Below are 23,295 nucleotides of genomic sequence, written 5' to 3' on the forward strand. Positions count from 1 at the left end.
GTAGCCCTCGCATGGCTGCGGACGTGGGAGTGGCCGGCGAGCCGCTCCCGCCGACAAGGGAGTCGCAGTGTTCACCATCGACAGTCCCCGCCAGTACACCCTCGGCCTCGACGCGACGCCGGCCCGCATACCCCAGGTCCGCCGCATCGTCGCCGCGCATCTTCGGCACTGGCGGTTGGAGAGCGTCATCCAGCCCGTGAGCCTCGGCGTGACCGAGTTGCTCAGCAACGTCCACCGCCATACCCAGGGCGACCACGACTGCGTCCTGGAACTGCGCTGGGCCCGCGGACAGCTCACCGCGTCCGTCGCCGACGGCGATCCCCGGCTGCCCCGGCTGCACGGCCCCCGGCCGTTCGCCGAGCGCGGCCGCGGCCTGGCCCTGGTCGCCCACCTCAGCGACAGCTGGGGCACCCAGAACACACCCGGCGGCAAGGTCGTGTGGTTCACGCTGTCCGCCCAGCCGCAGGAGCTGCGCCCGCTGCGCGCACTGCCCCCGAGTCCCGTGCTCACCGCGGCGGCGAGCGTCCCCGCCCTGCCTCGGTTCGACACCCGGCCGCACGCCCGGGCCGAGCGGGCCGAGCCCGCCGACGTGCGGTGCCTCAGCGACGCCTGAGGCACCGCCCCTGCTGGGACCGGCCTGCCGGAACGCGGTCTGCCGGAGCCCGATCCCGACGGCCCGTGAGCGTGTCGGGCACCGGGTACGAGTGGCCCGGAGCGGGTACTCACACCTCGTGATCACCATTGGGGTCGAGGAAGAGTATCTGCTGGTGGACCCGGACTCGGGTCTCCCCGTGCCGCTGTCCGACGAGGTGCGTACGGCCGCCGGACTCGAACCCATGGTGCAGGAGCGCGAAGTACAGCCCGAGCTGCTCCTGGCCCAGGTCGAGGTCGCCACGCCGGTCTGCACATCACTCGACGAGGTGGGCGGTCACCTGTTGCGCCTGCGGCACGCCGTGGGCTCCGCGGCGGAGCGGTACGGCTGCCGCCTCGCGACGACCGCGGCGGCCCCGCTGACCGGTTCCGCGCCCACCGAGGTGACCCATGAGCCGCGCTATCAGGATCTGCGGGCCCGCGCCCCGCAGTTGGTGGACGAGCAGTTCATCAACGGGATGCACGTCCATGTCGGCATGCCGGACCGGGAGGTTGCCGTGTCCGTCCTGAACCGGATCCGGCTCTGGCTGCCGACGCTGCTCGCCATGTCGGCCAACTCCCCCTTCTGGCAGGGCCGGGACACCGGTTTCGCGAGCTGGCGCACCCCGGTCTTCAGCCGCTGGCCGGTCTGCGGTCCGCCGCCCCGGTTCGACGGCTTGGAGGACTATGAGCGGCGCACCCGGGCCCTGGTCGAGTCCAAGGTCATCGCGGACACCGGCCAGCTCTACTGGCAGGCGCGGCTCTCCGAGCGCTACCCCACCCTCGAACTGCGGTGTCTGGACGTGCAGTTGAGGGCGGACGACGCCGTGATGTTCGCAGGAATCGTCCGGGCTCTCGCCGCCACCGCCGTACGCGAGCACAAGGCGGGCGAGCCCGAACCGCAGTGCGCGCCGGAGCTCTTGCAGGCCGCCGTCTGGCATGCCGCCCGGCACGGCCTCGGCGGCACCCTGATCGACTCGGCGGGCCGCCCGCGCCCGGCCGGCGACACGCTGTGCCAGCTCACCCAGCACATCGCGCGGGACCTGGCGGAATCCGGCGACGAGCGCGAGGTCGGTTCGCTCATCCACCGGCTGCTGCGCCAGGGCAACGGCGCCGATCGCCAGCGCGAGGCGCTCGCCGAGGGCGGCTTCCCGTCCGTGATCGACCTCATCACGTCCGAGGCCACCGCCCCCTGAGCGCAGGGCCCGCACTAGGGCGGCGCCGGCGGCTGATGGTCCCAACCCGTCCGGCGCCTTCGTTCCTTCGTACGCAAGGAACGCACTTCCGACTACCACGGGCGGCGGCCGGGAAACATCGGGTCACACCTGCGGCAGGCAGCCCGTCGGCTGCGGGTGCCTGCCGGAACCGTCACTTGCCGAACGCGTCGAGGAAGGCCGCACAGAACGCCTTCAGGTCGTCCGGCTTGCGGCTGGTGATCAGCGTGTTGGGGCCGCCGGTGCACACCTTGACCTGCTCGTCGACCCAGGTGCCGCCCGCGTTGGTGATGTCGGTGCGCAGGCTCGGCCAGGACGTGAGGGTGCGGCCGCGCAGCACGTCGGCCTCCACGAGCGTCCAGGGTGCGTGGCAGATGGCGGCCACCGGCTTGCCCTGCTCGAAGAAGCCCTTCGCGAACGCGACCGCGTCCTCGTCCAGGCGCAGCGCGTCCGGGTTCGCCACGCCGCCGGGCAGCACCAGAGCGTCGTAGTCGGCGGGGCCGGTGTCGCCGACCGTCCGGTCCACCGGGAAGGTGTCGCCCTTGTCCAGGTGGTTGTAGGCCTGTACGCGCCCCGACTCGGTGGAGACCAGTTCGGCGGTGTGACCTGCGTCGGTCACGGCCTTCCAGGGTTCGGTCAGCTCGACCTGCTCGATGCCTTCGGTCGCCACGAGGAATGCCACCTTCATGATGTCGCTCCCTTCTCAGTGCACCGCGCTGATCACGGTGCGGATCGATGAAATTCGTGCCATATCGGGTCGCTCCGCCCGTACCCCTGACCAGAGCAGCCACACTCCCCTGCGGCTGCCAACGCCGCGCCTCGGGTCAGTCCGTGCGTTCCAGCTGTGCGAAGACGCTGGTGTCCAGGTGCGAGAGCAGTTCGGCGGGGTCGCCGTACACGGCCTGGGCCCCGGCCTCTTCGAGGTCCGCGCGGGCGATTCCGCCGGCGAGCAGGGCGATGGCGCGTACGTCCGCCGAGCGGGCCGCCTTCATGTCCCAGACGGTGTCCCCCACGAACACCGCCTCCGAGGGATCGGCCCCGGCCAGTTCGAGGGCCCGGTGCACCGGGTCGGGTGCGGGCTTGCCCTCGCTCACATCATCGGCACTGGCCACGCCTTCGATGACGTCGTCGGCGTCGATGGCTCGACGCAGCGCCTTCAGCTCCGGCCCGCCCGCCGAGGTGGCCAGCACGATGCGCCAGCCCCTCGATGCCAGCACGCGCAGCAGCTCGCGGGCACCGTCCAGCGGGGGCAGCCGCTCGAAATAGGTGCCGTACAGGGCGGTGTGCGCCGCGGTCAGTTTCTCGTCCGCGTCCCGGTCGCGGTCCTCGCCGAGCAGCCGCCCGATGAGGTCGTCCGAGCCGAGGCCGATGGCCCGGTGGATGTCGTGCGTTCTCACCTCGTGCCCGGACTGCCGGAACGCCTCCCACCAGGTGACGACGTGCAGGTGGTTGGTGTCGACGAGGGTGCCGTCGACGTCGAACAGAGCCGCACGTGCCATGCGCTCACGCCTTTCGTTCCGCCACTGCCTGAAGTGCTGGTGCCTGAGGTGTGCCTGTGGTGCCCGTGTCGATCATGCCGCCGATCCCGGCCCCCGACATCTCGTGGCGGGACCGGCTGGTCACGCCGCGTGTCGGCGGCGTACGGCCGCACGTTCGTACGGCGCCTGAGCCTCCCCGTGCGCCGCGTGCTCCGTGGACGGCAGGTCCGGTACGGCGACCAGATGCCGCCTGGGTGGCTCCGTGCCGGATTCGCCCCCGCCGAGCAGGTACTCCTCGTACCGCCCGAGGGCGAGTACGGCGGCCAGCATGAAATGGGGCAGCAGAACGGCTACGAGGACCACGACGACTCCTTGCGGGGATGACCGTGTCTGCCTGGTCGGGTTGCCCCGCCGGCACAGCCGAAACCTGCGGCCCGCAGATGCCCCGCCCGCGGGCCGGCCCTGCGCCCTTGCCTCCCTTGTCTCCCTTCCGACCCGCGTGGGCGCCACCGCCCCGGGTACCCGGGATGCCGACGGCCGGGTGAAGGCGGAGGTTTCGGTTGGAGCGGTTCGGCAAAGGGTGACATATGGTGCAAATCGGCTACACGATGATGACCGAGCAGGCGAATCCCCGCGCCCTGGTGGAGGGCGTGGTCGCGGCCGAGCGGGCCGGCTTCGACTTCTCCGTGACGTCCGACCACTACTTCCCGTGGCTGGAGTCCCAGGGGCACGCCCCCTACGCCTGGAGCGTGCTCGGCGCGGCGGCGCAGGCGACCAGCCGCATCCCGCTGATGACGTATGTGACGTGCCCGACGATCCGCTATCACCCGGCCGTCGTGGCGCAGAAGGCCGCGACGATGCAGTCGCTGTCCCAGGGGCGCTTCCGGCTCGGCCTCGGCTCCGGCGAGAACCTCAACGAGCATGTGACGGGCGGGGGTTGGCCCACCGCCACGGTGCGCCTCGACATGCTCGAAGAGGCCGTCGAGATCATCCGTGCGCTCTTCTCGGGCGAGACGGTCAACCACCAGGGCGCCTACTTCGACATCGCCGACGCCAGGCTGTGGGACCTGCCGGACGAGCTGCCGCCGATCGGCGTCGCGGTCTCGGGCGAGCGGTCCTGCTCCCTGGCGGGCCGGCTCGCGGATCTCGTCATCGCCACCGAGCCCAAGAAGGAACTGATCGACTCCTTCGACCGGCACGGCGGCCAAGGCAAGCCCCGCGTAGGGCAGTTGCCCATCTGCTACGACCCTGACCGGGACGCGGCGATCGCCCGGGCGCACGACCAGTTCCGCTGGGCGTTCGCGGGCTGGCCGGTGAACTCGGAACTGCCGGGCCCCTCCGGCTTCGAGGGCGCCACCAGCTTCGTCACCCCGCAGGACGTGGCGGAAGGCATCCCGTGCGGCGACGACGTCGACCACTTCGTCGAGGCCGTACGCCCCTACGCCGAAGCGGGGTTCACGGAGATCGCCCTCATCCAGGTCGGCGGCGAGCACCAACTCCCCTTCATCGACTGGGCCGAGAAGAAGCTGCTGCCGGCCCTGCGTGAACTCTGAACGAGGTGTCGGACATCGACGCGGCCGAGCAGCAGGTGCCCGCCCTCGGCGCCACCGCGCTCGACCCCGACGACCGCGGCGGCGAACGCGGCTTCCGGGTCCGCGCGGACCCGGCGGGCCGCCCTTCCGCCCCTTTCCGCCCCTTCCACCTCTGCCGGGCCTGACCCGGTAGGCGTTCGCGGCCCGGAGCCGCCGGCCCGGCCGCCAGCGCCCCATCCCCCCACCGAGCGACAACCACGGAGAACAGCGTGAACGACTCAGCTTCCTCGACCTCCCCCGCGGCCGACGCGGCCGACTCCCCCGACCTGGTGCACGTCATGCTCGGCGAATGCTCCGCGGCCGACGCGGACGCGGTCTTCGGCGTCCTCGCCGGCCATTTCGACTCCGACCGCGACAACGACGTGCCCGGCCGCCGCGAGGGGCCCCGGCCCGCCACCTGGACCGGCAGCTTCCGTGCCGATCACGCTCCGGCCGAAATCGCCGGGGTCGTCCTCGCCGGGCCCGTCACCGCGGACCTCCAGGGCGGGCCCGTGGCAGTGGAACGGCTCCGCCACACCCTCGCCGCCGCCTTCTCGGCGGAGACGGTGGGCAGCGCGGCGGGCGACCAGGAGGTCGACCTCCAGCTCCGGCTGTCCAACGGATAGCGGGCCGCGGCAGCCGCGTTGTGCCACGGACACCGGGCGGGCGGACAGTCGGGACAGATTGGCCGTACGCGACCGGTCCCTTGTGGCGGGCTCGGAACTATTCTGGACAGCAGGAGCTGAAACCCCTTCTGCCAGATCGGAGGACATCATGATCGTCCTCGGAATCATCCTGCTCGTCGTCGGCTTCGTGGCCGGCATCTCCATCCTGTGGACCATCGGCATCATTCTGCTGGTCGTCGGAGCCATCCTGTGGCTCCTCGGATCCGTCGGCCACGCGGTCGGCGGGCGGCGACACTACTGGTAGACGGCGGCCGAGACGGGCGCACTCCGCGGACTGCGCCCGTTCCGGTCTGTCGTACGCGCGCGCTTCCCGGGCCGTGCCCCTGACGGGTACGACGCGGGGAGTGCGGCTCCGACAGTTGTCGGGCCGGATCTCACGCGGCCGTCGGTCTCAGAGAGCGACGACGATCAGAGCCGTGTCATCGGTGGCTCCCCCGGTCGGGACGAGGTCCCCGAGGACCGCGTCCGCCAGGGCTTCGGGGTCGGCTCCGTGGTGGCGGGCGAGCGAGCCCGCGAGTCGGCGCAGTCCGGTGTCGATGTCCTCGTGTCTGCGCTCGACCAGCCCGTCGGTATAGAGGACGAGCGCCGAGCCTTCGGTGAAGGCCGTCGTCGCCTCCGGACGCGCGACGTGCTCGGGGCGGGCGCCAAGGGGCGGATCGGTCGCGCCGTCCAGGAATTCCACACGGCCGTCCTCGTGCACGAGCGCCGCGGGCAGATGGCCGGCGCTGCTGTAGCCGAGGGTGTTCCCGTTCCAGTCGACGACGGCGAGGAACGCGGTGGCGGACTCCGCGCCCGCCACCGACCGGGCGTACAGGCCGAGGACCTCCAGCGCCTGGCCGGGCCCGTCGGCGACCCGGGACGCCGCGCTCAGGGCGCTGCGCAGCTGCCCCATCACGCCGGCCGCGGCGAGGCCGTGTCCCACGACGTCACCGACGGCGACCGCGAGCCGGCCTCCGGGCAGCTCGGCCAGGTCGTACCAGTCACCGCACACGTTCAGTGCTCCGACGGCGGGCAGATAGCGTACGGCGGCACGACGTTCCCCGAGCGGCCCGGGCGCGGGCAGCATCGCGGCCTGGAGGGAGAGCGCCACCTCGTGTTCGCGGGCGTGCGCTCGGCGCAGTTGCTCATTGAGCTCTTGCAGCTCCCTGGCCCGGCTGTACAGCTCGGCCTCCAGAACCCTGGCCCGGTCCTCGTCGGGCGCGCCCGCTCGGCCCCGCGCGCGGGCGCGGATGAGTTCGGTGACCTCCTCGACCCGGTGCAGGAGCAGGACCACGTTGCCGTCCCGGTCGAACACGGGCGTGTTCACCGGGCTCCAGTAGCGCTCCTCCCACACTCCGGGGCGGGCCGGGTCCTCGACGTCGTAGCGCTGAAGGGCCATGGCATCGCGTTCCCCGGTGGCCGCCACCCGGCGCAGTGACGCCTCCAGGTTGCGCATGCCGTTGGCGTCGGGGTCACCGGGGTTGTCGGGGAAGGCGTCGAAGAGGTAGCGGCCGACGAGATCCTCGCGACGGCGCCGGGTCGTGCTCAGGAACACGTCGTTGAGGTCGGCGTACACGAGGTCGGTCGTGAGCAGCGCCACCGGGGCGGGCAGCGCTCGGAAGACCGCCTCGAAGTCGATGCCGGACCCGTTCACAGATTGCACCTGCCCACGTGACGCCTCTTCGGTCTCGCGCTCTTCACGATAGGCGGCATCGCCGGGACGGGCCCGCCGGGCGGCGCCGTATGCCGGAGGGCGGCCGGATGCGCTCGGCATCCGGCCGCCCTCGGAGTCAGCGGGCGGGCGCGGTCAGAGGACCGGCACCGGATAGGTCGGGTACTCGACCCCCGAGACGTGCTGGACGACCCGGATGACCTGGCAGGAGTAGCCGAACTCGTTGTCGTACCAGAGGTAGAGGATCGCGTTGTCGCCGTCGACCTTGGTCGGGCCCGCGTCGATGATCGAGGCGTGCCGCGAGCCGATGAAGTCGCTGGAGACCGCGTCGGGCGCCGTGGTGAAGTCGATCTGGCGCCGCAGCGGCGAGGTGAGGGAGACGTTGCGGAGGTGGTCGAGGACCTCCTCGCGGGTGGTCTCGCGTCCGAGCCGCAGGCTGAGGATGGCGATCGAGACGTCCGGCACCGGGACCCGGATCGAGCTGCCGGTGATCGGGGCCTTCAGGTCCGGCAGCGCCTTGGCGACGGCGGAGGCGGCGCCGGTCTCGGTGATGACCATGTTCAGCGGCGCGGAGCGGCCGCGGCGGTCGGAGCTGTGGTAGTTGTCCAGCAGGTTCTGGTCGTTGGTGAACGAGTGGACGGTCTCCACGTGGCCGCGCAGGACGCCGTACTCGTCGGCCATCGCCTTGAGCGGCGGCACGATCGCGTTGGTGGTGCAGGACGCGCAGGACAGGATCTGCTCGTCCGGCTTGATGGTGTCGTGGTTGACGCCGTGCACGATGTTGGGCACGTCGCCCTTGCCGGGCGCGGTCAGGACCACCTTGTCGACACCGGGGCGCAGGTGCTTGGAGAGGCCCTCGCGGTCCCGCCACTTGCCGGTGTTGTCGATCAGGATGGCGTTCTTGATCCCGTACGCCGTGTAGTCGACCTCGGACGGGTCGCCCGCGTAGATCACCTTGATCTCGTTGCCGTTGGCGATGATCGTGCTGTTCGCCTCGTCGACGGTGATCGTGCCCTGGAACTGGCCGTGGATGGAGTCACGGCGCAGCAGCGACGCGCGCTTGACGATGTCCTGCTCGCCGCCCTGGCGGACCACGATGGCCCGCAGGCGCAGCCCGTTGCCCGAGCCCGCCTTCTCGATGAGCAGCCGCGCGACGAGCCGCCCGATGCGGCCGAAGCCGTAGAGGACGACGTCGCGCGGCTCACGGCGCTCGATCTTGTTCTCACCGGTGGCGCCGATGACGGCGCCCGCGGTGAACTCCGCGACCGACAGACCGCGGTCGTCCGCCTTGTACATCGCGGCGAGCATGCCGATGTCGATCTGCGAGGGGCCGAGATCGAGGGTGGTCAGAGCCTGGAGGAAGGGGAGCGTCTCGGTGACCGAGAGCTCCTCCCCGGCTATCTGGCGGGCGAATCGGTGGGTCTTCAGAAGACTGACCACCGACTTGTTCACCAAGGAGCGGCTGTGCAGCAGGACCGTGACGTCCCGCTCGCGGTGCAGCTTCCCGATGATGGGGATCATCGACTCCGCGATCTCCTCGCGGTTCTTCCAGTTGGTGAACGAGTCGTCATTGACAGTCACAGGTTCATCTTTCGAGCTAGGCGGCGCTCATATGCTAACCCCCTCCGATTTTGATCGTTCAAGTGGTGCCCGCCGCCTGCCCGCCGCCTGAACGCCGCCTCAGCCGATGGACCAGCGCTGCAAGGCCGATCCGGTGTCCGGCTGCTGGGTGACGAGTGCCCCGTCGGACGCGGACGCGGTGGTGAGCAGCAGTCCGCTGGACTGGGACCGCACGGTGTATCCGCCGCCGGTCGCCGCGGTGACGGCCCAGCGCTGGTTGGCGCCGCCGGTGCACGTCCACTGGATCACCTTGGCGCCGGCCGCCGTGGAGCTGCCGGTCACGTCGACGCACAGCTTCGACTCACCGTTCGCGATCTGGTAGCTGCCGTCGGACTGCCGGGTGAGCGTCCAGCTCTGGTTGGGGCCGCCGTTGGGGCTCCAGGTGATGAGCTGGGTGCCCGGGGTCGTCGAGTGGTCGGGGTCGTCGAGGGACTTGCCCGAGGCCGCCAGGGTGTGGGGGCCGTCGAGCGGGCCGCCCGGCGCGGAGCCGGCCGGGGTCAGGGTGAGCGTCTGCTCGGCCGCGCTGCGGGCGCCGCCGACCGCGCTGCCCGTGGTGTCCGTCCAACTGCGGGTCGGGGTGGTCTCGGCGGAGCGGCCGGACGCCGAGGACATCCCGAGCACCAGGCCGCTGTAGCGGTTGACCAGACGGTAGGAGCCGGTGGAGGTCACGGGAACGACGAACCACTGCTGCCCGACCGCGGACCCGCCCGTCCCGGCGGCGGCGACCGTCGGCTTGGCGCCCCAGGCACGCCCCGCCTTGGAGGTGGACGGCACGCCGAGGAACTGTCCGGTGGAGGCGTTGGCGATGCGGTACGAGCCGTCGCCGTTCGCGGTGAACACCCAGGATTCCAGGGCCGATCCGGTGGACGCGGCAGCTGAGGTGGTGGCCGTGCTCCCGGCGGTCTGGGCGAGGACACGGCCGTCGCCGTTGGCGATCCGGTAGGACTTGCTCCCGTCGACCGGTGGTACGGCGGGCGTCGACGAACCGATCGTGACGTCCACGTACTCGCCGTCGGCGCCGCCCTGGCAGTCGATGGAGCAGTAGGAGCGGAAGGTCTTGCCGACGATGGTGGAGTTGGTGCGGTTCGCGCCGTCCAGGAACCAGCGGTACCAGGAGTTGTTGGTGTAGCCGCCGGTGTCACCGATCAGGTGCCACTTCTGGCTCGCCAGGTCGTCGGTGGCGTAGAAGCGCTGCGGCGCCGTCCCGTTGACGGCCTCGGGCTCGCCGATGTAGAGGCCGAGGTAGGCGTTGTACGTGATGTTCATGACGAACAGCGGTGATTTGGTGGGGAGTTGGCCCGCAGCGATCTGCTGGCTCACGGTGCCCGCGTTGGCGGGGCTGTAGTCTCCGGCAACTGGCGTGTATCCACTGGCACTTGAGCCGTCGACGGGGACCATGTTGCTCTCCAGCCCGCCGACGCCCGGCTGCGACCAGTGGCCGTCGTACCACTTCTGCCAGGAGCCACGCGCCATCTTCGAGGAGATCGGCGCCCGTGCCACATGGGCGAGGCTGTCCTCCCAGTTGCCGCCCTTCGCGACGATCCGCGAGCCGTAGTACATGTAGAAGTAGCCGGAGGCGGTGTCGACGAACAGCCGCTGGTCGCCGTCGCCGTAGGAGTAGGTCTCGTGCGGGAACTGCGTCGTGTCACCGCGCTTGGTGCTGTACGGCGAGGTGATGGCGTGGTCCTTGATGGTCCAGGTGCGGCCCTGGTCCCTGGAGACCGCGTAGTCGATCGCGTCGAAGTGGATGCCGTCGCCGAAGGGCGCCGGGGTGAACTCGTTGTGCACCAGGCCGTACCAGTCGCCGGTGTCGGGGTCGACCCACATCCCGGACAGATCGCAGTAGTTCTTCTGCGAGTAGCCCGCGTTGCCGACGGCGTAGCTGGCCTCGACGCCGGTCGGGCTGTTGTTGCAGCGCCATGTGGTGTCGTTGTTCTTGTCGTTGGCGTTGGCCGGGTTCACCGCGTCACTGATGGCGCTCGACCGCGTGGCGCTGTCCATGTCGGTACCGGTGAAGAAGTCCCAGTACCGGGGGTCCTTCGCGCCGTACAGGGCGGCCGACTGCTGGAAGTAGAAGGTGCCGTCCTTGTCGACGTACGTCGAGGCGGGGGTGTCCGTCGGGTGCGTGTACGGCACCGGCGTGCCGACGCCGATCGTATAGGTGGCGGCGGGCGTCGCGGCCGCGGCGGAGGGCGCTACGGCGGCGGCGACTGCCAGAGCCGCGGCGCCCACGGCCGCGGCGACTGCTCTGAGGGTGGGGGAGGACACGGGCACTCCTTCGGGTGGAGCCCACGGACGTGGGGTGCGCGGCGCTCGCCGGCACGACGGCCGACCGCGTGGTGGGCAGTCTGTGCACCCCGTGCGGCACCGTCCACGGACATCCGTCGGCCGGGCTTGGACTTTTGTGCCGGCCCGGGGACGGCCAGGCGCACGGTGAGGACCGCCCCGATCTCTTGCGCATATGCCAGATGCATACCCGCACCAAGGGGGCGGGAATGCGCCATCGAAAACTGACTCGGAGCCAATGAATAAGCGCGCGGCCGGGCCCTTCCCCAATGGGCACGGAAGCAGATATTCCGGGCGGTGAGTTTCGATGTGCCTAAAGGATGAGTAAGGTGTGGGTCGCTGTCGGTGAACCTGCGTAAGCGCTCAGGCTCCGGCGGAATTCCGCATGGCTGGAATTCGTAGGGCGCAGGGTGTGGTCTGCGGGGACGGGGAGAGGATCGTGGCTGCCGGCTCGTTCGAGGGACACTACGTGTGGCATCCGGCGGCCGACGATCGCGAACTGGCCCGGGCCTGCACGGATGTGCGCGCCGGCCGGTATCTGGGCGCCCACAACGTGCTCCAGGAGGCGCGTGGGGACTGGGAGTTGAGGGCCCACCGCTCCCTGGTCCTGGCGTCCGAGGCGGCCGATTCCGACCTCGCCGAACGCTGGATGGCGGAGGAACCCGGCCCGGAGGCGGCCCTGTTGGGGGCGCGCGTGGCGATGATCCGCGCGCTGCGCATGGCCGACGCGGGCGACTCGCGGGCCGACACCCTGCTGCGTATAGCACAGGCGGCGTGCGTGCGGGCGGCGCGACTGCTGCCCCAGGATCCCACCCCCTGGGTCGCCCAACTCGCCCTGGCCCGTATCGATGGACCGCGCGATCCCGCCCCCCGGGGACTGCTGACGGCGCCCGCGGGCCCCTGGCAGATGTTCTCGCACGTGCTGCGGCTCGATCCCTGGCACCGCGAGGCCCACCACCGGTTCCTCGCCTGCTTCTTCACCCGCTACGGCGGCTCGGCGAGCGCGCGGTGGGACGTCGCCTCGTTCCTCAGCCACCGGGCGCCCGCCACCTCCGCGCTGCGCCTGCTCCCGCTGGTCGCGCTCGTGGAGGACTACGACCCGAAGGCCCTGCTCGCGGATCACACCTGGCAGCAGCCGCAATGGGCCACGACCACCCTGGGCATTTACCACAACTGGTTTCCCCACGCGGCGAGTTACCGGTTCACGCCGGTTCTCGATCTTGCCTATCTGGCGCACGCCCTGTTCATGGCGAAGCGCGAATTCGAAGCACGGGAAGTCCTCACGGCCATGGGCCCCTACGCCTCGCGCATGCCCTGGAGCGTGTTCGGCGATCCCGGGGAACAGCTGACGAGGGCCAGGCGCTCCTGCGGCCTGCCGACCCCCGCGCCGGCCTGACCACCACCGGGCGACCACGGCCCGACCGCGAGACCCACGCGTCTTTTCACCCCCGAGGAAAGGTTGCCACTGTGTCCGAGCAGAAGTCCCGTACCCGCCCACCCGGCCAAGGCCGCGAATCATCCGTGGCATTGGACGACGATGCCACGCTGCATGCCATGGGATATCCCAGGAAACTCACCCGGAGATTCCACGCCTTCGACAATTTCGCCATATCCTTCACCATCATCAACATAATCTCGGGAATTTTCTCCGCCTTCGGTTTCGGAATGGGTGCCGGCGGTCCCCGGATTCTTGTCTTCGGCTGGATCGGCGTCTCCGTCATGGTGCTGTTCGTGGGCGCCGCGATGGGTGAAATCGCCTCCGCCTACCCGACCAGCGGCGCCCTGTACTTCTCCGCCGGCAAGCTCGCCAAGCGGCACCGCGGCGCCTGGTCCTGGTACACGGGATGGCTGAACTTCGTCGGTCAGGTCGGCGGAACGGCCGCGACCAACTACGCCGCGGCCACCTTCATCCAGGCGTTCATCACGATGCAGTGGCCGTCCTACGAGGGCACCCCCCAGGAGACCGTCGGCATCGCCACGGCGATCCTGCTGCTCCAGGCGCTCGCCAACACCTACACCGTGCAGCTGGTCGCCGTGGTCAACCGGATCTCCGTGTGGTGGCTCCTGATCGGCATGGTGGTGATCGTCGTGGCGCTCACCGTGAAGCCCTCCTCGCACCAGCCCGTCTCGTTCGCGACCCACTTCGTCAACAGCACCGGCTTCGACAACGGCCTGTACGCCGCGATGCTCGGCCTGCTGGTCACGAGCTGGACCTTCACCGGCTTCGACGGCAGCTTCCACATGTCCGAGGAGACGGTCCAGGCCACCGTCAACACACCCAAGGGCATCATGCGCGCGATCATCTACTCGGCCCTCGCCGGGCTCGTCCTGATGCTCGCCCTGGTGTACGCGATCCGGGACTACGCGGCCGAGATCGGCGCGGCGGCCCCGCCCGTGCAGATCCTCGTCGACGCGCTCGGCATGGGCACCGCCAAGCTGCTCCTGCTGATCGTCATCGGCGCCATGCTCTTCTGCGGACTGGCCAACATGACCAGCAACACCCGGCAGATCTTCGCCTTCTCGCGCGACGGGGCGATGCCCGGCTCGCGCTGGTGGCACTCGGTTTCGCTGCGTACCCGCACCCCCGTGAAGGCCGTGTGGCTCGCCGCGGCCTGTGCGCTCGTGCTGATCATTCCGGGCTGGTGGTCGCACACCGCCTTCACCGCCATCGTCAGCGTCAACGTGGTGGGCCTGTACCTGGCGTACGGCGTGCCCATCTTCCTGCGGCTGCGCCTGAACGACTTCCAGCCCGGCCCGTGGAACCTGGGCCGCTGGGGCAGGCCCGTCGCGGCGATCGCCGTCATCTGGATCGTGCTCAGCAGCGTGCTGTTCATGCTGCCGCAGGTCTCCCCCATCACCGTCGACTCGTTCAACTACGCGCCGATCGCGCTGGGCGTGGTGCTGCTCATCGCCACGGTCTGGTGGTTCGCCACGGCCCGTCGGCGCTTCCAGGGGCCGGTCAGCTACGGCAGCCCCGACGAGGTGGCCGCGATGGACCTCATCTGATGCCTTGCAACCCGCCCGCAACCCCGGGCATGGTGAGCTGAGGCCGCCGGACCGCGCGGCACGGCCCGTCGGGGGCCGCCGCGCGGTCCGCGGGAGCGAGGAGTCATGACGCCCGCAGACCGCCCGGACCGGGCCGGACCCAGTAAGGCCGGGACCGACGAGCCCGCGAGTACCGTTGAACTGACGCCTGCCGCAGCCGAGTTGATACGCATGCTGCGCTTGGCGCACGGTCCCCTGATGTTCCACCAGTCGGGCGGCTGCTGCGACGGCAGCGCCCCCATGTGCTATCCGGCGGGCGAGTTCCGCACCGGTGGCTCCGACGTCCTGCTCGCCTCCCTCGCGGTGGCCGGCGTCGAGGAGAGCGTGCCGTTCTGGATGTCGACGAGCCAGTACGAGCTGTGGCGGCACACCCGGCTGATCGTCGACGTGGTGGAGGGCCGCGGCAGCGGGTTCTCCCTCGAAGCGCCGGAAGGGGTGCGGTTCCTCATCCGGTCGCGACTGGTCTGAGCCCGCCGCCGCTCGCTCCTCAGCCCCGGTCGTGCACGGCCACGATGCCGTTGAACACGCCGATGTAGGCGGTGCCGTCCGGGCCGATGGTGATCGGCGCCCAGTTGTTGTCGTAGCCGGGGCCGGTGCCGGTGAGCTTCTTCCAGCGGGTGGCTCCCGTCCGGAAGTCGACGGCGGTCAGGTACCAGGCGTCGATGCCGAGCGCGTTGGGCTCCTTCTCGTAGAAGTACACGAGCCCGTTGGCGGTGGACAGCTTCGGCACGACGGAGGGCGAGCGCACCGCGCTCTGCCACACCGTGTCGCAGCCGCTGCCGTCGGCGCGCACGTCGATCCGGGTGGCGCCGCCGACCACACTGCGGCCGAAGGTCAGCGACGTCAGGTTCTGATAGCCGTAGTTGTTCTCGACGACGAGGCTGTTGCCCCAGCTGATCAGGGAGTTGTCGGTGGTCGACTGCCCCGGGCCGAAGACGGGGATCCGGCACACCTCACGCCGCCCGTCGGGCACGTCGTCGCCGCGCCGGTAGACGACGACGTTCATCCGGTCGTCCGCATTGTCGGTGATCGCCACATAGCCGTCGCCGAACAGATCGGGCGTGGTACCCGAACCCTGGTTAACGGAACCGGGCTTGGTGCCGGTACCCCGGTCATAGGTCTGGCGCCACCGCACGACCGGGGTACCGTCCGCGGCGGCCCGGAAGCTGTAGAGGGCGTGGTCGGAGACGATGGAGACACCGTCCTCGGCCACCGAGAAGGAGTTCTGGATCTCCTCGCCGGCCAGTTGGACCGAGCGGATCGCCCCGGTCGCCGGGTCGACGGTGCCGACGCGGCCGAGCCGGGTGACCCACCAGATGCGGCCCTGCCAGTCCGGCATCACCGAGGTCACCGGGTCGCAGGTGCCGCTGGGGTAGAGGTTGGTCCAGCTGACGCAGTCGTGCGGAACCACCCCGCTCAGGTCCCAGTCGTCGTCGACGGCGAAGGACCAACTGCCGTCCGCCGCCTGGTGGTGCGCGATCCGCAGAATGTGGTGGCGGGAATCGGCGAGGACCACCCGGTCCTGGTTGTCGAGATAGAAGTAGGCCCCGCCCGAGGTGTCCTTGAAGATCTTCTCGAAGTCGAGCCGGGTGATCGCCTCCACGGTGGAGGAACGCTGCGGCAGCTGGTACTCGGCGAGGGTGGCCAGGCTGTGCGGATCGAGCAGCTTCAGCTTGAAGCCCTGGAAGGTGCCGCACACGGTGAGGAGCCGGCCCGCCGCGTCGAAGGTGGCGGTGGCGCACTCGCCGCCCAGCGGCGCTATCTGCTCGCTGGTGACCTGCGGGTCACGGCCGAGCGGCCCGGAGTACGGGTGGGTGCCGCTCCCCCAGGAGTCGCCGTGCATCCCGTTGCGGCCGTTGGCCGCCATGAACGGGTTCTGGGCGGGGGCCTGCGCGGGGACCGGCTGGGCGGTCGCCGGGGCACCCTCGTACTGGCTGACCAGACGGTGGCCGGGGGCCTTGGGTATCTCGGCGGCCCGGACGCCGGCCGGGCCCACGAGGGTGCTCGCGGTGACGGCGAGCGTCAGGGCGAGTGCGCGGGCGAGCGCTCTGCGGGACATGCGGCTCCTTGGTGTGCGTACGTACGACAGTCGTCGCGCCGCCACCGGACGTTAGGGGTCACCGCTTGAAGTGTCCATGGAAGGTGAGGCTGTTTCATGTTCGCTTCATGCGGACGCAACACAGGCTCGCCGCAGCCCCGTTGGGCCCGTCACCCCGCGAGTCGGCGCTCCAGCGGGGTACGGAAGCTCGGTTTGATGCGCACCTCGGCGAAGAAGGCGGCGATCCGGGCCGCCTCGCCGTCGATGGCGGCGCGCGCCTCGCGTCCCACCCCGTCAGCCGTCAGGAGTTCCGTGACGATCTCGCCGTCGCTCCGCTGGGCCCACCCGCCCACGATGCGCCCGTCGCACCACACACTGGGCCCGATGTTGCCGTTGGTGTCGAACAGTTCGGCCTTGTGGCCGACGTCGAAGTACCAGTCGCGGTCGCGCCAGCCCATCGGCGTGGGGTCGAGCGCGGGGAGCAGCGCCACCCAGGGTTCGGACTCGGCGGGGGCTTCGAGGTGGGCGGGCAGCGCATGGCCGGGGCCGTGGTCGAGGTCGACCTCCACCGCTTCGGTGCGGGCCAGCGCCTTGCGGGTGTCGGTGAGCGTCCAACCCGTCCACCACTTGACATCCTCGGTGGTGGACGGGCCGAAGGCCGCCAGGTATCGCGCCGCAAGATGCGCCTTGGCCTCCTCCAGCGGCAGCTCGGGGTGCGGTTCGGCGGGAATCCAGCGGTACTGGCTGGAGGCCCAGCTGCCCAGCGGGCGGCCGCGCCGGATGCGGCCCTCGGCGGCCATCACCCCGAGGAAGCGGCTGGTGATGCGCGGCCGGGCCTCGTACGGCTTGCCCTCGGCCTGGACGATCTTCGACTTCAAGTCCGGTACGGCATCGGCCAGTTGGGCCGCCGTCGCCTCCCCGTGCTCGTCCAGCGCGGCCAGGACCGCCGTCTCGGTCTCGGCGAACCAGCCCTCGTCGAAGCCGAGCTGCTGCTGGATGTCCCTGGCCAGGTTCCGGCGCTCGCGCGCGGCCACGGCACGGGCCGTCGAGGCGTCCACGACGGGGGCCAGCTCGCGCGGCACCACGAACATCGTGCGCCGCATGCAGAGCATCCGCACCAGCGTGCGGTCCTCGTACAGCGCGCGTTCCAGGTCCGCCACGGACGGATCCTTGAGGCGGGCCGCGACGGAGAGGTACACGGACGCGGGGTCGGTGGCGTGCAGCGCGAGCACCGCCTCGGCGACGGCCTCCGAGGTGCTCGCGCGGGCGGCCGGGGAGAGCAGGTGGCGGGCGCCGAGGCGGGCACGCCGCTGCGCGTCGGTGATCTTCGGGCGGGCCTGAGTCATGGTTTGAGGCTACCGACCACGCCCGCGGTCGCGTTGAGCCCGTCCTGAATGGTGGCCGCCATGCTCGTTCCGGCCAGGAAGAAGCCGAGCAGGGCACAGACGACGGCGTGCGAGAGCTTGAGCCCGCCGCTCCTGAGGAAGATCACCGCGAGGACCACGAGCAACAGGACCACCGAGATGGAAACAGCCATGACGAGCCTCCTCCGCCGCGCCGGATTCGCGGCATTCGGGCGACAGTGTGGCGGAGGGGGCGCCGCCGACCGGCTCAAGACATGTCCGCCGTACGGGTGTTGACTGCGCGTGACCCCGTTACCCGGTGTGAGCACTCCGGTGCAGGCCCACGCCCCTGCGCACGCGCCCCTCGCGCCCGGCACCGCCGACGACTGGAGCCGCTCAAGCCGCCGAGGGGGCCGCCCAGCTCACCGTGCGGTCGCACCAGCGGTCGAGGAGCACCTGGTCGTGGCCGACGGCCAGCAGGGACGCCTTGGTCTCGCGGCGGTATGCCTCGACCGCCGCCACCAGCGCGGCCGTGGTCGAAGCGTCCAGCATGGCGGTCATCTCGTCACAGATCAGCAGTCGGGGGCGGAGTACCAACGCCCGCGCCAGACAGGCGCGTTGGAGCTGTCCGTCGCTGACCTCATGGGCGCCCCGGGTCAACAGGTCACCGCCGAGGCCCACCGCGTGGGCGAGTTCGTCGACCCGTTCACGGATCTCGATGCGGCGCCCGGTCGCCTTGAGCGGCTCGGCGATCAGGTCGCGCAGCCTGAGCCTCGGGTCGGCGGAGAGGCGGGGCGACTGGAAGACGACGCCCACGGTGGTGCGCAGGGCGCGCGGCGCGCGGTGGCGGTAGTCGTGGACGGTGGTGCCGTCGAGGACGACGGTTCCGGCGTCGGGCCGGTGCAGCAGGGCGGCGACCCGGGCGAGGGTGGACTTGCCGCAGCCGCTGGGACCGAGCAGGCCGACCGCCTCGCCGCGGGCCACGGCCAGGCTCACGTCCTGCACGACGGGCCTGCCCCGCTCGTAGCCGGCGGTGATGTTGCTGAGCTCAAGCACGGCTGGGGTCCTCCGCAGGGGCGTGGTGGCAGGCGGTCCGGCCGTCGAACCGCGGCCGGGTGCCGCAGAGCGCGTCGGCCCGCTCGCAGCGAGGTGCGAAAGCACACCCCGCCGGGAGCTTCCCCAACTCCGGTGGCATACCCGGAATCGGCCTGAAGGAACGTTCCGGCAGGGCATCGAGCAGACCACGAGCGTACGGGTGCCGGGGACCCGGCTCACCGAAGAACCTGGTGGCGTCGGCGATTTCGACGATACGGCCGGCGTACATCACGGCGACCCGGTCCGCGATCCGGGCGGCCGCCGCCAGGTCGTGCGTGATCATCAGCAGCGCCCGTCCCTCGTCGACGGTGCGGCGCAGTTCGTCGGCCGTGCGCTCGACCAGGGCCCGGTCCAGGCCGGTCGTCGGTTCGTCGGCGAGCAGCAGGGGCGCGTCGCCCACCAGGGCGAGCGCGGTCGCGGCGCGCTGCGCGAGGCCGCCGGACAGCTCGTGCGGATAGCGGTCGAGGTGGTCGGCGGGAAAGGCCGCCCGCTCGGCCGCGGCTCGCGTCGCGAGCCTGAGGCCCTTGCGCGGGACGGCCGCCAACTCCCTGACGGTTTCCGCCAGTTGACTGTGGACCGTGCGCACGGGAGTGAGGTGTGCGGCCGGGCTCTGGGGTACGAGCCCGATGCGCCGGCCCCGTATCGCGCGGGCCAGCGACCGCTCGTCGGCGGTGAGCAGGTCCGTGCCGTCGTCGAGGAGCGCGGCCCCCTCCACGTCCGCGTTGGCGGGCAGCAGTCCGAGCAGTGCGGAGGCGAGGACCGACTTTCCGCAGCCGCTTTCGCCGACGAGGGCGAGGCACTCGCCCGCCGCCAGGTCGAAGGTGGTGTCGGCGACGGCGGCGACGTGCCCGCCGTCCCGCATCCGGAAGCGTACGGAGAGGTTCCGCATGGACAGCGCGGGTGAGGCCGCTCCGGGGTTGGCCCGGTCCGACCTGGCTCGGGCGGTCACAGCGCCAGCTCCGATCGTCGGCGGGGGCTGAGCCGTTCGCGCCAGGCTCCGGCCAGGCCCGCGATGGCGAGAGTGGGAGCGATCAGGAGGAGGCCGGGGAACAGGGTGGGCCACCAGTCCCCCGCGAGCAGCGAGCCGCGCGCGCTCTGCACGAGGTTGCCGAGGCTCGCCTGGTGGGCGGGCAGACCGAGGCCGAGGAAGGACAGGGCGGACTCGTGCCACATGGCGTGCGGCACCATGAGAACCGCGGCCAGGGCGGCTTGCGGCACCACACCGGGCAGCAGATGGCGCACCGCCACCCGCCACCGCGAGGCTCCGCCCGAGATCGCCGCGTCGATGAAGGGCCGGGAGCGCAGCGACAGGATCTCGGAGCGGACGATTCGGGCGGTGGACAGCCAGTGGGTCAGCGCGACCGACACCACGACCGGCCAGACGCCGGGGCGGAACATCGCCACCACGAAGATTCCGAGCAGCAGATGCGGCACCGACGAGAAGGTGTCCACGAGCCGCATGAGGACCCGGTCGGTCCAGCCGCCGAACGCCCCGGCGAGCGCGCCCACGGCGGTGCCGATCAGCGTGGCGGCGAGGGCCGCGACGACCCCGACCATCAGCGAGACCCGCAGCCCGTACACACAGCGGAGCAGCAGATCGCGCCCCACGTCGTCGGTGCCGAACGGGTGTGACCAGGAAGGGGGTTGGAGCCTGCGGGCCAGGTCCACGGCCTGCTCGTCGAGCTGGACGAGCGGCGGCACCAGGACGACCGCGAGGACCACGGCCGCCAGGACGGCGGCCGAAGTGCCCACCCGCACGGTTCGGGTCGACCGGCCCGGGCGGATCGCACGATCGGGGCGAATGTCAGCCATCGAATCCCACCCTGGGGTCGGCGAGTCCGTACAGGAGGTCGGAGACCAGGTTGCCGAGGAGCACGGCGGCGGTCGCGAGCACCGTGAGGGCGGCGAGCAGCGGGAAGTCGACGGAGGTCGCGGCCTGCACGGTGGCGGCGGCGATGCCGGGCCAGCTGAACACCGTCTCGACGAGCAGCGCACCGGTGATCAGCTCGGGCACCCGGGAGCCGATCAGGGTCAGCACGGGGAGCATCCCGGAGCGCAGGGCGTGCCCGGTCAGAACGGTGTGCTCGGCGAGTCCGCGCGCCCGCGCCCCGCGCACCGGGTCCTCCGCGAGTGCGTCGCCGACGCCTTGGCGTACGTACAGGAAGAACCAGGGCAGTTGGGAGAGGCCGAGCACGGCGGCCGGCAGCACGAGGTGGCTCAGGACCTGGCCGGCGGTGACCGTGTCGCTCGCGGTGTCGGTGAGGCCGCCGGAGGGCAGCACGTCCAGCTTGAGGGCGAAGAGCCAGATGGCGAGCAGCCCGAGCCAGAAGGCGGGGGCGGCTTCTAGGCTGTAGGCGGCGGAGCTGACGGAGCGGTCGAGCAGGCCGCCGCGACGGCGTGCGGCGAGCACGCCGAGGGCGGTGCCGAGCAGGATCGCGAGGACGAACGCCGTCGCGGCGAGCAGCGCCGACCAGCCGACGCGCTCGGCGATCACGTCGGCGACCGGCTGGCGCAGCACGCCGGAGTCGCCGAGGTCGCCGGTGAGGGCCGAGGTCATCCAGTCCCACCAGCGGTGCACAAGGGGCTGGTCCACGCCGAGGTTGGCGCGCAGCTGGTCCAGGTCCGCCTGGGACGCGGTGAGTCCGGCGGTACCGGCGTACGCCTTGACGGGGTCGAAGGGGGAGGCGGCGGCAACCGCGAAGACGCCGAAGGTGACGGCGAGCAGGACGGGGACGGCGGACAGGATCCGCCGTCCCGTCATGCGGGCCATCGCCCCCCACGGGAGGCGGCGGCTCACTTCTTCGGCGCCCACTTCTCGACGTTCCACCAGGGACCGGAGGCGAGTCCGTGATCGTGCGGTTCGACCTGGGTGGACAGACCCTCCCAGGTGTCGTTGACGACGTAGAGGTGGTCGACGTGGGTGAGGAAGGTGTAGCCGGGGTTCTTCGCGAGTTCGCGCTGGACGGTGTCGTACGCGGCCTTGCGGACGGTCCGGTCGCCGCTGCGCCGGCCCTCGTCGAGGGCCTGGTCGACGGTGGGGTTGGCGTAGGAGGCCATGTTGTTGAAGCCGTCGCCCGCGAGCGAGGACTTGAGCAGGTTGTACTGGTCGAAGTCGGGGTCGCCCGGGGAGCCGCCGCCGGCGAGGACCGCGTCCTGCTTCATCCGGGGCTCGATGACCTCCCAGGTGCCGGACTGGGTGGTGACGGCGATGCCCGCCTTCTTGGCGTCGGAGGCGAACGCCAGGGCGTGGTCCTGGCGGAGCTTGTCGCCCGAGAGGTACCAGAGCGGGAAGGCGGCCCTGACGCCGTCCTTCTCGCGGATCCCGTCGGCGCCCGGCTTCCAGCCCGCGCCGTCCAGCAGCCGCTTGGCCCGGTCGAGGTCGTGGGCGCGCTCGGTGCCGGCCGCGAACCACTCGCTGCCGGTCGGCACGGGTCCGTAGGCGGGCTTGCCCGCGCCTTCCAGGATGCGGTCGACCATGGCCCCGCGGTCCACCGCGAGGTCGAGCGCCTGGCGCACGGCCTTGTCGCCGGCGACCTTGTTGCCGGTGGGCAGGGTGACGTTGCGGTAGTCGTACGTCTTGGCCGTGTACGTCTTCTTGCCCTTGTCGCCCTTGAAGGTCTTGGCGAGGTTCGGCGGCAGGATCGCGCCGTCGAGGTCGCCGGCGCGCAGCCGGGTGGCGCGGATGTCGTCGTCCTTGATGACGGCCATGGTGAACTTCTTCACCGCGGGGGCGCCGCCCCAGTACGTGGGGTTCGCCGTGAAGGTGATCTTCTCGCCCTTCGACCACTTGGCGAGGGTGTACGGCCCGGTGCCGACGGGGGCGCCGGAGAAGGCCCCCGAGTTGACGTCCTGCGGCGCCGCCACGTGTTCGGGGACCACGGGCAGCACGGTCCGCTCGGCGAACGGGGCGTAGGGGTACTTGAGGGTGAAGACCACCGTGTCGTCGCCCTTGGCCGCGACGGACTTCACCGCGTCGAGCTCGCCCTTCGACGGGTTGTTGGTCTTCGGGTCGAGGATCTTGGTGTAGGTGAAGACGACGTCCTTGGCCGAGAACGGCTTGCCGTCGCTGAACTTCACACCCTGGCGCAGCTTGTACGTGTACGTCAGCCGGTCGGCACTCACGTCCGGCAGCGCGGTGGCGAGCGCGGGCTTCAGCTTCATGTCGGCGTCGAAGGCGAGGAGGCCGTCGAACAGCTTGGAGTTGCCGTCCTTGCCGTAGCCGAGCAGCGGGCTGAGCGTCTCGGGCTCGTGGGCGATGCCGACGACGGCGGAGTCCTTCTTCCCGCTCCCGCCCGATCCGCCACCCGGATTCGAGCAGGCACCGGCGCCCACGGCCAGCGCTCCGGCCAGCACGGCGGCGGCCGTGGCACGTATGGAACGGGCGGTCATGCGGCCCACACCCCTTGCTGAAGATCAACTGCTATTGCGAACAAATCGCAATTAAACCTCTACGTAAAGGGCTGGTCAAAAGCGGATGGCCCCGGTCCGCGCGAGGTGCGGACCGGGGCCGGAGGGAACGGAGATGATGCAGGCTGTTCGCCGGTCGCGCCGTCGAGCGCCTCGCGGAGCAGATCGGCGCCGAGCAGGGCGAGGCCCGGGGTCGGCGCGGTGCGCCGGTGCTCGCTCATCGGTCGATCC

24 protein-coding genes are annotated in these 23,295 nt (G+C 71.1%); 9 read left to right on the forward strand and 15 right to left on the reverse strand.

Annotated elements, in window-relative coordinates; all coding sequences use genetic code 11:
- Positions 1-67 precede the first annotated feature (67 nt).
- Both CG740_RS18705 and CG740_RS18710 read left to right on the forward strand, forming a co-directional pair.
- Positions 68-613, forward strand: a complete 546-nt coding sequence (locus CG740_RS18705) for an ATP-binding protein (RefSeq protein WP_234376351.1) — start codon at positions 68-70, stop codon at positions 611-613.
- 118 nt (positions 614-731) lie between these two features.
- Positions 732-1,826, forward strand: a complete 1,095-nt coding sequence (locus CG740_RS18710) for a carboxylate-amine ligase (RefSeq protein WP_100576296.1) — start codon at positions 732-734, stop codon at positions 1,824-1,826.
- Positions 1,827-1,998: 172 nt separating this feature from the next.
- Here the strand turns inward: CG740_RS18710 and CG740_RS18715 are convergent, their stop codons facing one another.
- From CG740_RS18715 to CG740_RS18725, 3 genes are all read right to left on the reverse strand, one after another.
- Positions 1,999-2,532: a type 1 glutamine amidotransferase domain-containing protein gene (locus tag CG740_RS18715; RefSeq protein WP_100576297.1), complete on the reverse strand. Its 534-nt coding sequence runs from the start codon at positions 2,530-2,532 to the stop codon at positions 1,999-2,001.
- A gap of 136 nt (positions 2,533-2,668) precedes the next feature.
- Entirely contained in the window at positions 2,669-3,343 is a 675-nt protein-coding gene (locus CG740_RS18720) for an HAD family hydrolase (RefSeq protein ID WP_100576298.1), read from the reverse strand.
- Between the two features lie 120 nt (positions 3,344-3,463).
- Positions 3,464-3,685 (reverse strand): hypothetical protein, encoded by a 222-nt coding sequence (locus tag CG740_RS18725; RefSeq protein ID WP_100576299.1) that lies wholly within the window; start codon positions 3,683-3,685, stop codon positions 3,464-3,466.
- Between the two features lie 224 nt (positions 3,686-3,909).
- On the opposite strand from CG740_RS18725, the gene CG740_RS18730 reads away from it, so the two are divergent.
- The 4 genes from CG740_RS18730 to CG740_RS40390 all read left to right on the forward strand — a co-directional run bounded on the left by CG740_RS18730 (position 3,910) and on the right by CG740_RS40390 (position 5,823).
- The gene (locus CG740_RS18730) at positions 3,910-4,875 is read left to right on the forward strand and encodes an LLM class F420-dependent oxidoreductase (protein WP_100576300.1); all 966 of its coding nucleotides are present in this window, start codon (positions 3,910-3,912) and stop codon (positions 4,873-4,875) included.
- Positions 4,876-4,880: 5 nt separating this feature from the next.
- Positions 4,881-5,039, forward strand: a complete 159-nt coding sequence (locus CG740_RS39700) for a hypothetical protein (RefSeq protein WP_159030330.1) — start codon at positions 4,881-4,883, stop codon at positions 5,037-5,039.
- An 84-nt stretch (positions 5,040-5,123) separates the two neighbouring features.
- On the forward strand, positions 5,124-5,519 hold the full coding sequence (locus tag CG740_RS18735) for a hypothetical protein (RefSeq protein ID WP_234376352.1): 396 nt from the start codon (positions 5,124-5,126) through the stop codon (positions 5,517-5,519).
- Between the two features lie 148 nt (positions 5,520-5,667).
- Positions 5,668-5,823, forward strand: a complete 156-nt coding sequence (locus CG740_RS40390; protein WP_199846502.1) for a DUF6131 family protein — start codon at positions 5,668-5,670, stop codon at positions 5,821-5,823.
- A gap of 147 nt (positions 5,824-5,970) precedes the next feature.
- Here the strand turns inward: CG740_RS40390 and CG740_RS18740 are convergent, their stop codons facing one another.
- From CG740_RS18740 to CG740_RS18750, 3 genes are all read right to left on the reverse strand, one after another.
- Entirely contained in the window at positions 5,971-7,212 is a 1,242-nt protein-coding gene (locus CG740_RS18740) for a PP2C family protein-serine/threonine phosphatase (protein ID WP_234376353.1), read from the reverse strand.
- A 153-nt stretch (positions 7,213-7,365) separates the two neighbouring features.
- Positions 7,366-8,811 carry a glyceraldehyde-3-phosphate dehydrogenase gene (locus CG740_RS18745; RefSeq protein ID WP_100576302.1) on the reverse strand — a complete coding sequence of 482 codons (1,446 nt, stop codon included), beginning with the start codon at positions 8,809-8,811 and terminating at the stop codon, positions 7,366-7,368.
- Between the two features lie 99 nt (positions 8,812-8,910).
- Positions 8,911-11,118, reverse strand: a complete 2,208-nt coding sequence (locus CG740_RS18750; protein WP_234376354.1) for an RICIN domain-containing protein — start codon at positions 11,116-11,118, stop codon at positions 8,911-8,913.
- A gap of 403 nt (positions 11,119-11,521) precedes the next feature.
- On the opposite strand from CG740_RS18750, the gene CG740_RS18755 reads away from it, so the two are divergent.
- From CG740_RS18755 to CG740_RS18765, 3 genes are all read left to right on the forward strand, one after another.
- Positions 11,522-12,532, forward strand: a complete 1,011-nt coding sequence (locus tag CG740_RS18755; RefSeq protein ID WP_384496461.1) for a hypothetical protein — start codon at positions 11,522-11,524, stop codon at positions 12,530-12,532.
- Positions 12,533-12,690: 158 nt separating this feature from the next.
- Positions 12,691-14,142, forward strand: coding sequence for an amino acid permease (locus tag CG740_RS18760; protein ID WP_100576420.1), 1,452 nt, complete (start codon positions 12,691-12,693; stop codon positions 14,140-14,142).
- Positions 14,143-14,352: 210 nt separating this feature from the next.
- Entirely contained in the window at positions 14,353-14,649 is a 297-nt protein-coding gene (locus tag CG740_RS18765; RefSeq protein ID WP_234376367.1) for a DUF779 domain-containing protein, read from the forward strand.
- A 19-nt stretch (positions 14,650-14,668) separates the two neighbouring features.
- On the opposite strand, the gene CG740_RS18770 is transcribed toward CG740_RS18765, so the two are convergent.
- The 9 genes from CG740_RS18770 to CG740_RS39705 form a co-directional block, all read right to left on the reverse strand.
- The gene (locus tag CG740_RS18770; protein WP_100576305.1) at positions 14,669-16,240 is read right to left on the reverse strand and encodes a hypothetical protein; all 1,572 of its coding nucleotides are present in this window, start codon (positions 16,238-16,240) and stop codon (positions 14,669-14,671) included.
- A gap of 149 nt (positions 16,241-16,389) precedes the next feature.
- Positions 16,390-17,565, reverse strand: a complete 1,176-nt coding sequence (locus tag CG740_RS18775; protein ID WP_100576306.1) for a winged helix DNA-binding domain-containing protein — start codon at positions 17,563-17,565, stop codon at positions 16,390-16,392.
- Positions 17,562-17,756 carry a hypothetical protein gene (locus tag CG740_RS18780; RefSeq protein ID WP_100576307.1) on the reverse strand — a complete coding sequence of 65 codons (195 nt, stop codon included), beginning with the start codon at positions 17,754-17,756 and terminating at the stop codon, positions 17,562-17,564. Before CG740_RS18780 ends, CG740_RS18775 begins: the two co-directional genes overlap by 4 nt.
- Before the next feature lie 202 nt (positions 17,757-17,958).
- Positions 17,959-18,618 carry an ABC transporter ATP-binding protein gene (locus tag CG740_RS18785; RefSeq protein ID WP_100576308.1) on the reverse strand — a complete coding sequence of 220 codons (660 nt, stop codon included), beginning with the start codon at positions 18,616-18,618 and terminating at the stop codon, positions 17,959-17,961.
- On the reverse strand, positions 18,611-19,546 hold the full coding sequence (locus tag CG740_RS18790; RefSeq protein WP_100576309.1) for an ABC transporter ATP-binding protein: 936 nt from the start codon (positions 19,544-19,546) through the stop codon (positions 18,611-18,613). Before CG740_RS18790 ends, CG740_RS18785 begins: the two co-directional genes overlap by 8 nt.
- Positions 19,547-19,602: 56 nt before the next feature.
- Positions 19,603-20,469, reverse strand: coding sequence for an ABC transporter permease (locus CG740_RS18795; protein WP_100576310.1), 867 nt, complete (start codon positions 20,467-20,469; stop codon positions 19,603-19,605).
- A complete protein-coding gene (locus tag CG740_RS18800; protein WP_199846508.1) occupies positions 20,462-21,427 on the reverse strand; it encodes an ABC transporter permease in 966 nt (321 codons plus the stop codon). The genes CG740_RS18795 and CG740_RS18800 overlap by 8 nt, the downstream gene beginning before the upstream one ends.
- Before the next feature lie 23 nt (positions 21,428-21,450).
- On the reverse strand, positions 21,451-23,046 hold the full coding sequence (locus CG740_RS18805; RefSeq protein WP_100576311.1) for an ABC transporter substrate-binding protein: 1,596 nt from the start codon (positions 23,044-23,046) through the stop codon (positions 21,451-21,453).
- A 59-nt stretch (positions 23,047-23,105) separates the two neighbouring features.
- On the reverse strand, positions 23,106-23,285 hold the full coding sequence (locus tag CG740_RS39705) for a hypothetical protein (protein WP_159030331.1): 180 nt from the start codon (positions 23,283-23,285) through the stop codon (positions 23,106-23,108).
- Positions 23,286-23,295: the final 10 nt, after the last annotated feature.

Origin of the sequence: Streptomyces sp. CB01201 (assembly GCF_002803085.1) — a bacterium.
Taxonomy (GTDB): Bacteria; Actinomycetota; Actinomycetes; order Streptomycetales; family Streptomycetaceae; genus Streptomyces; species Streptomyces hundungensis.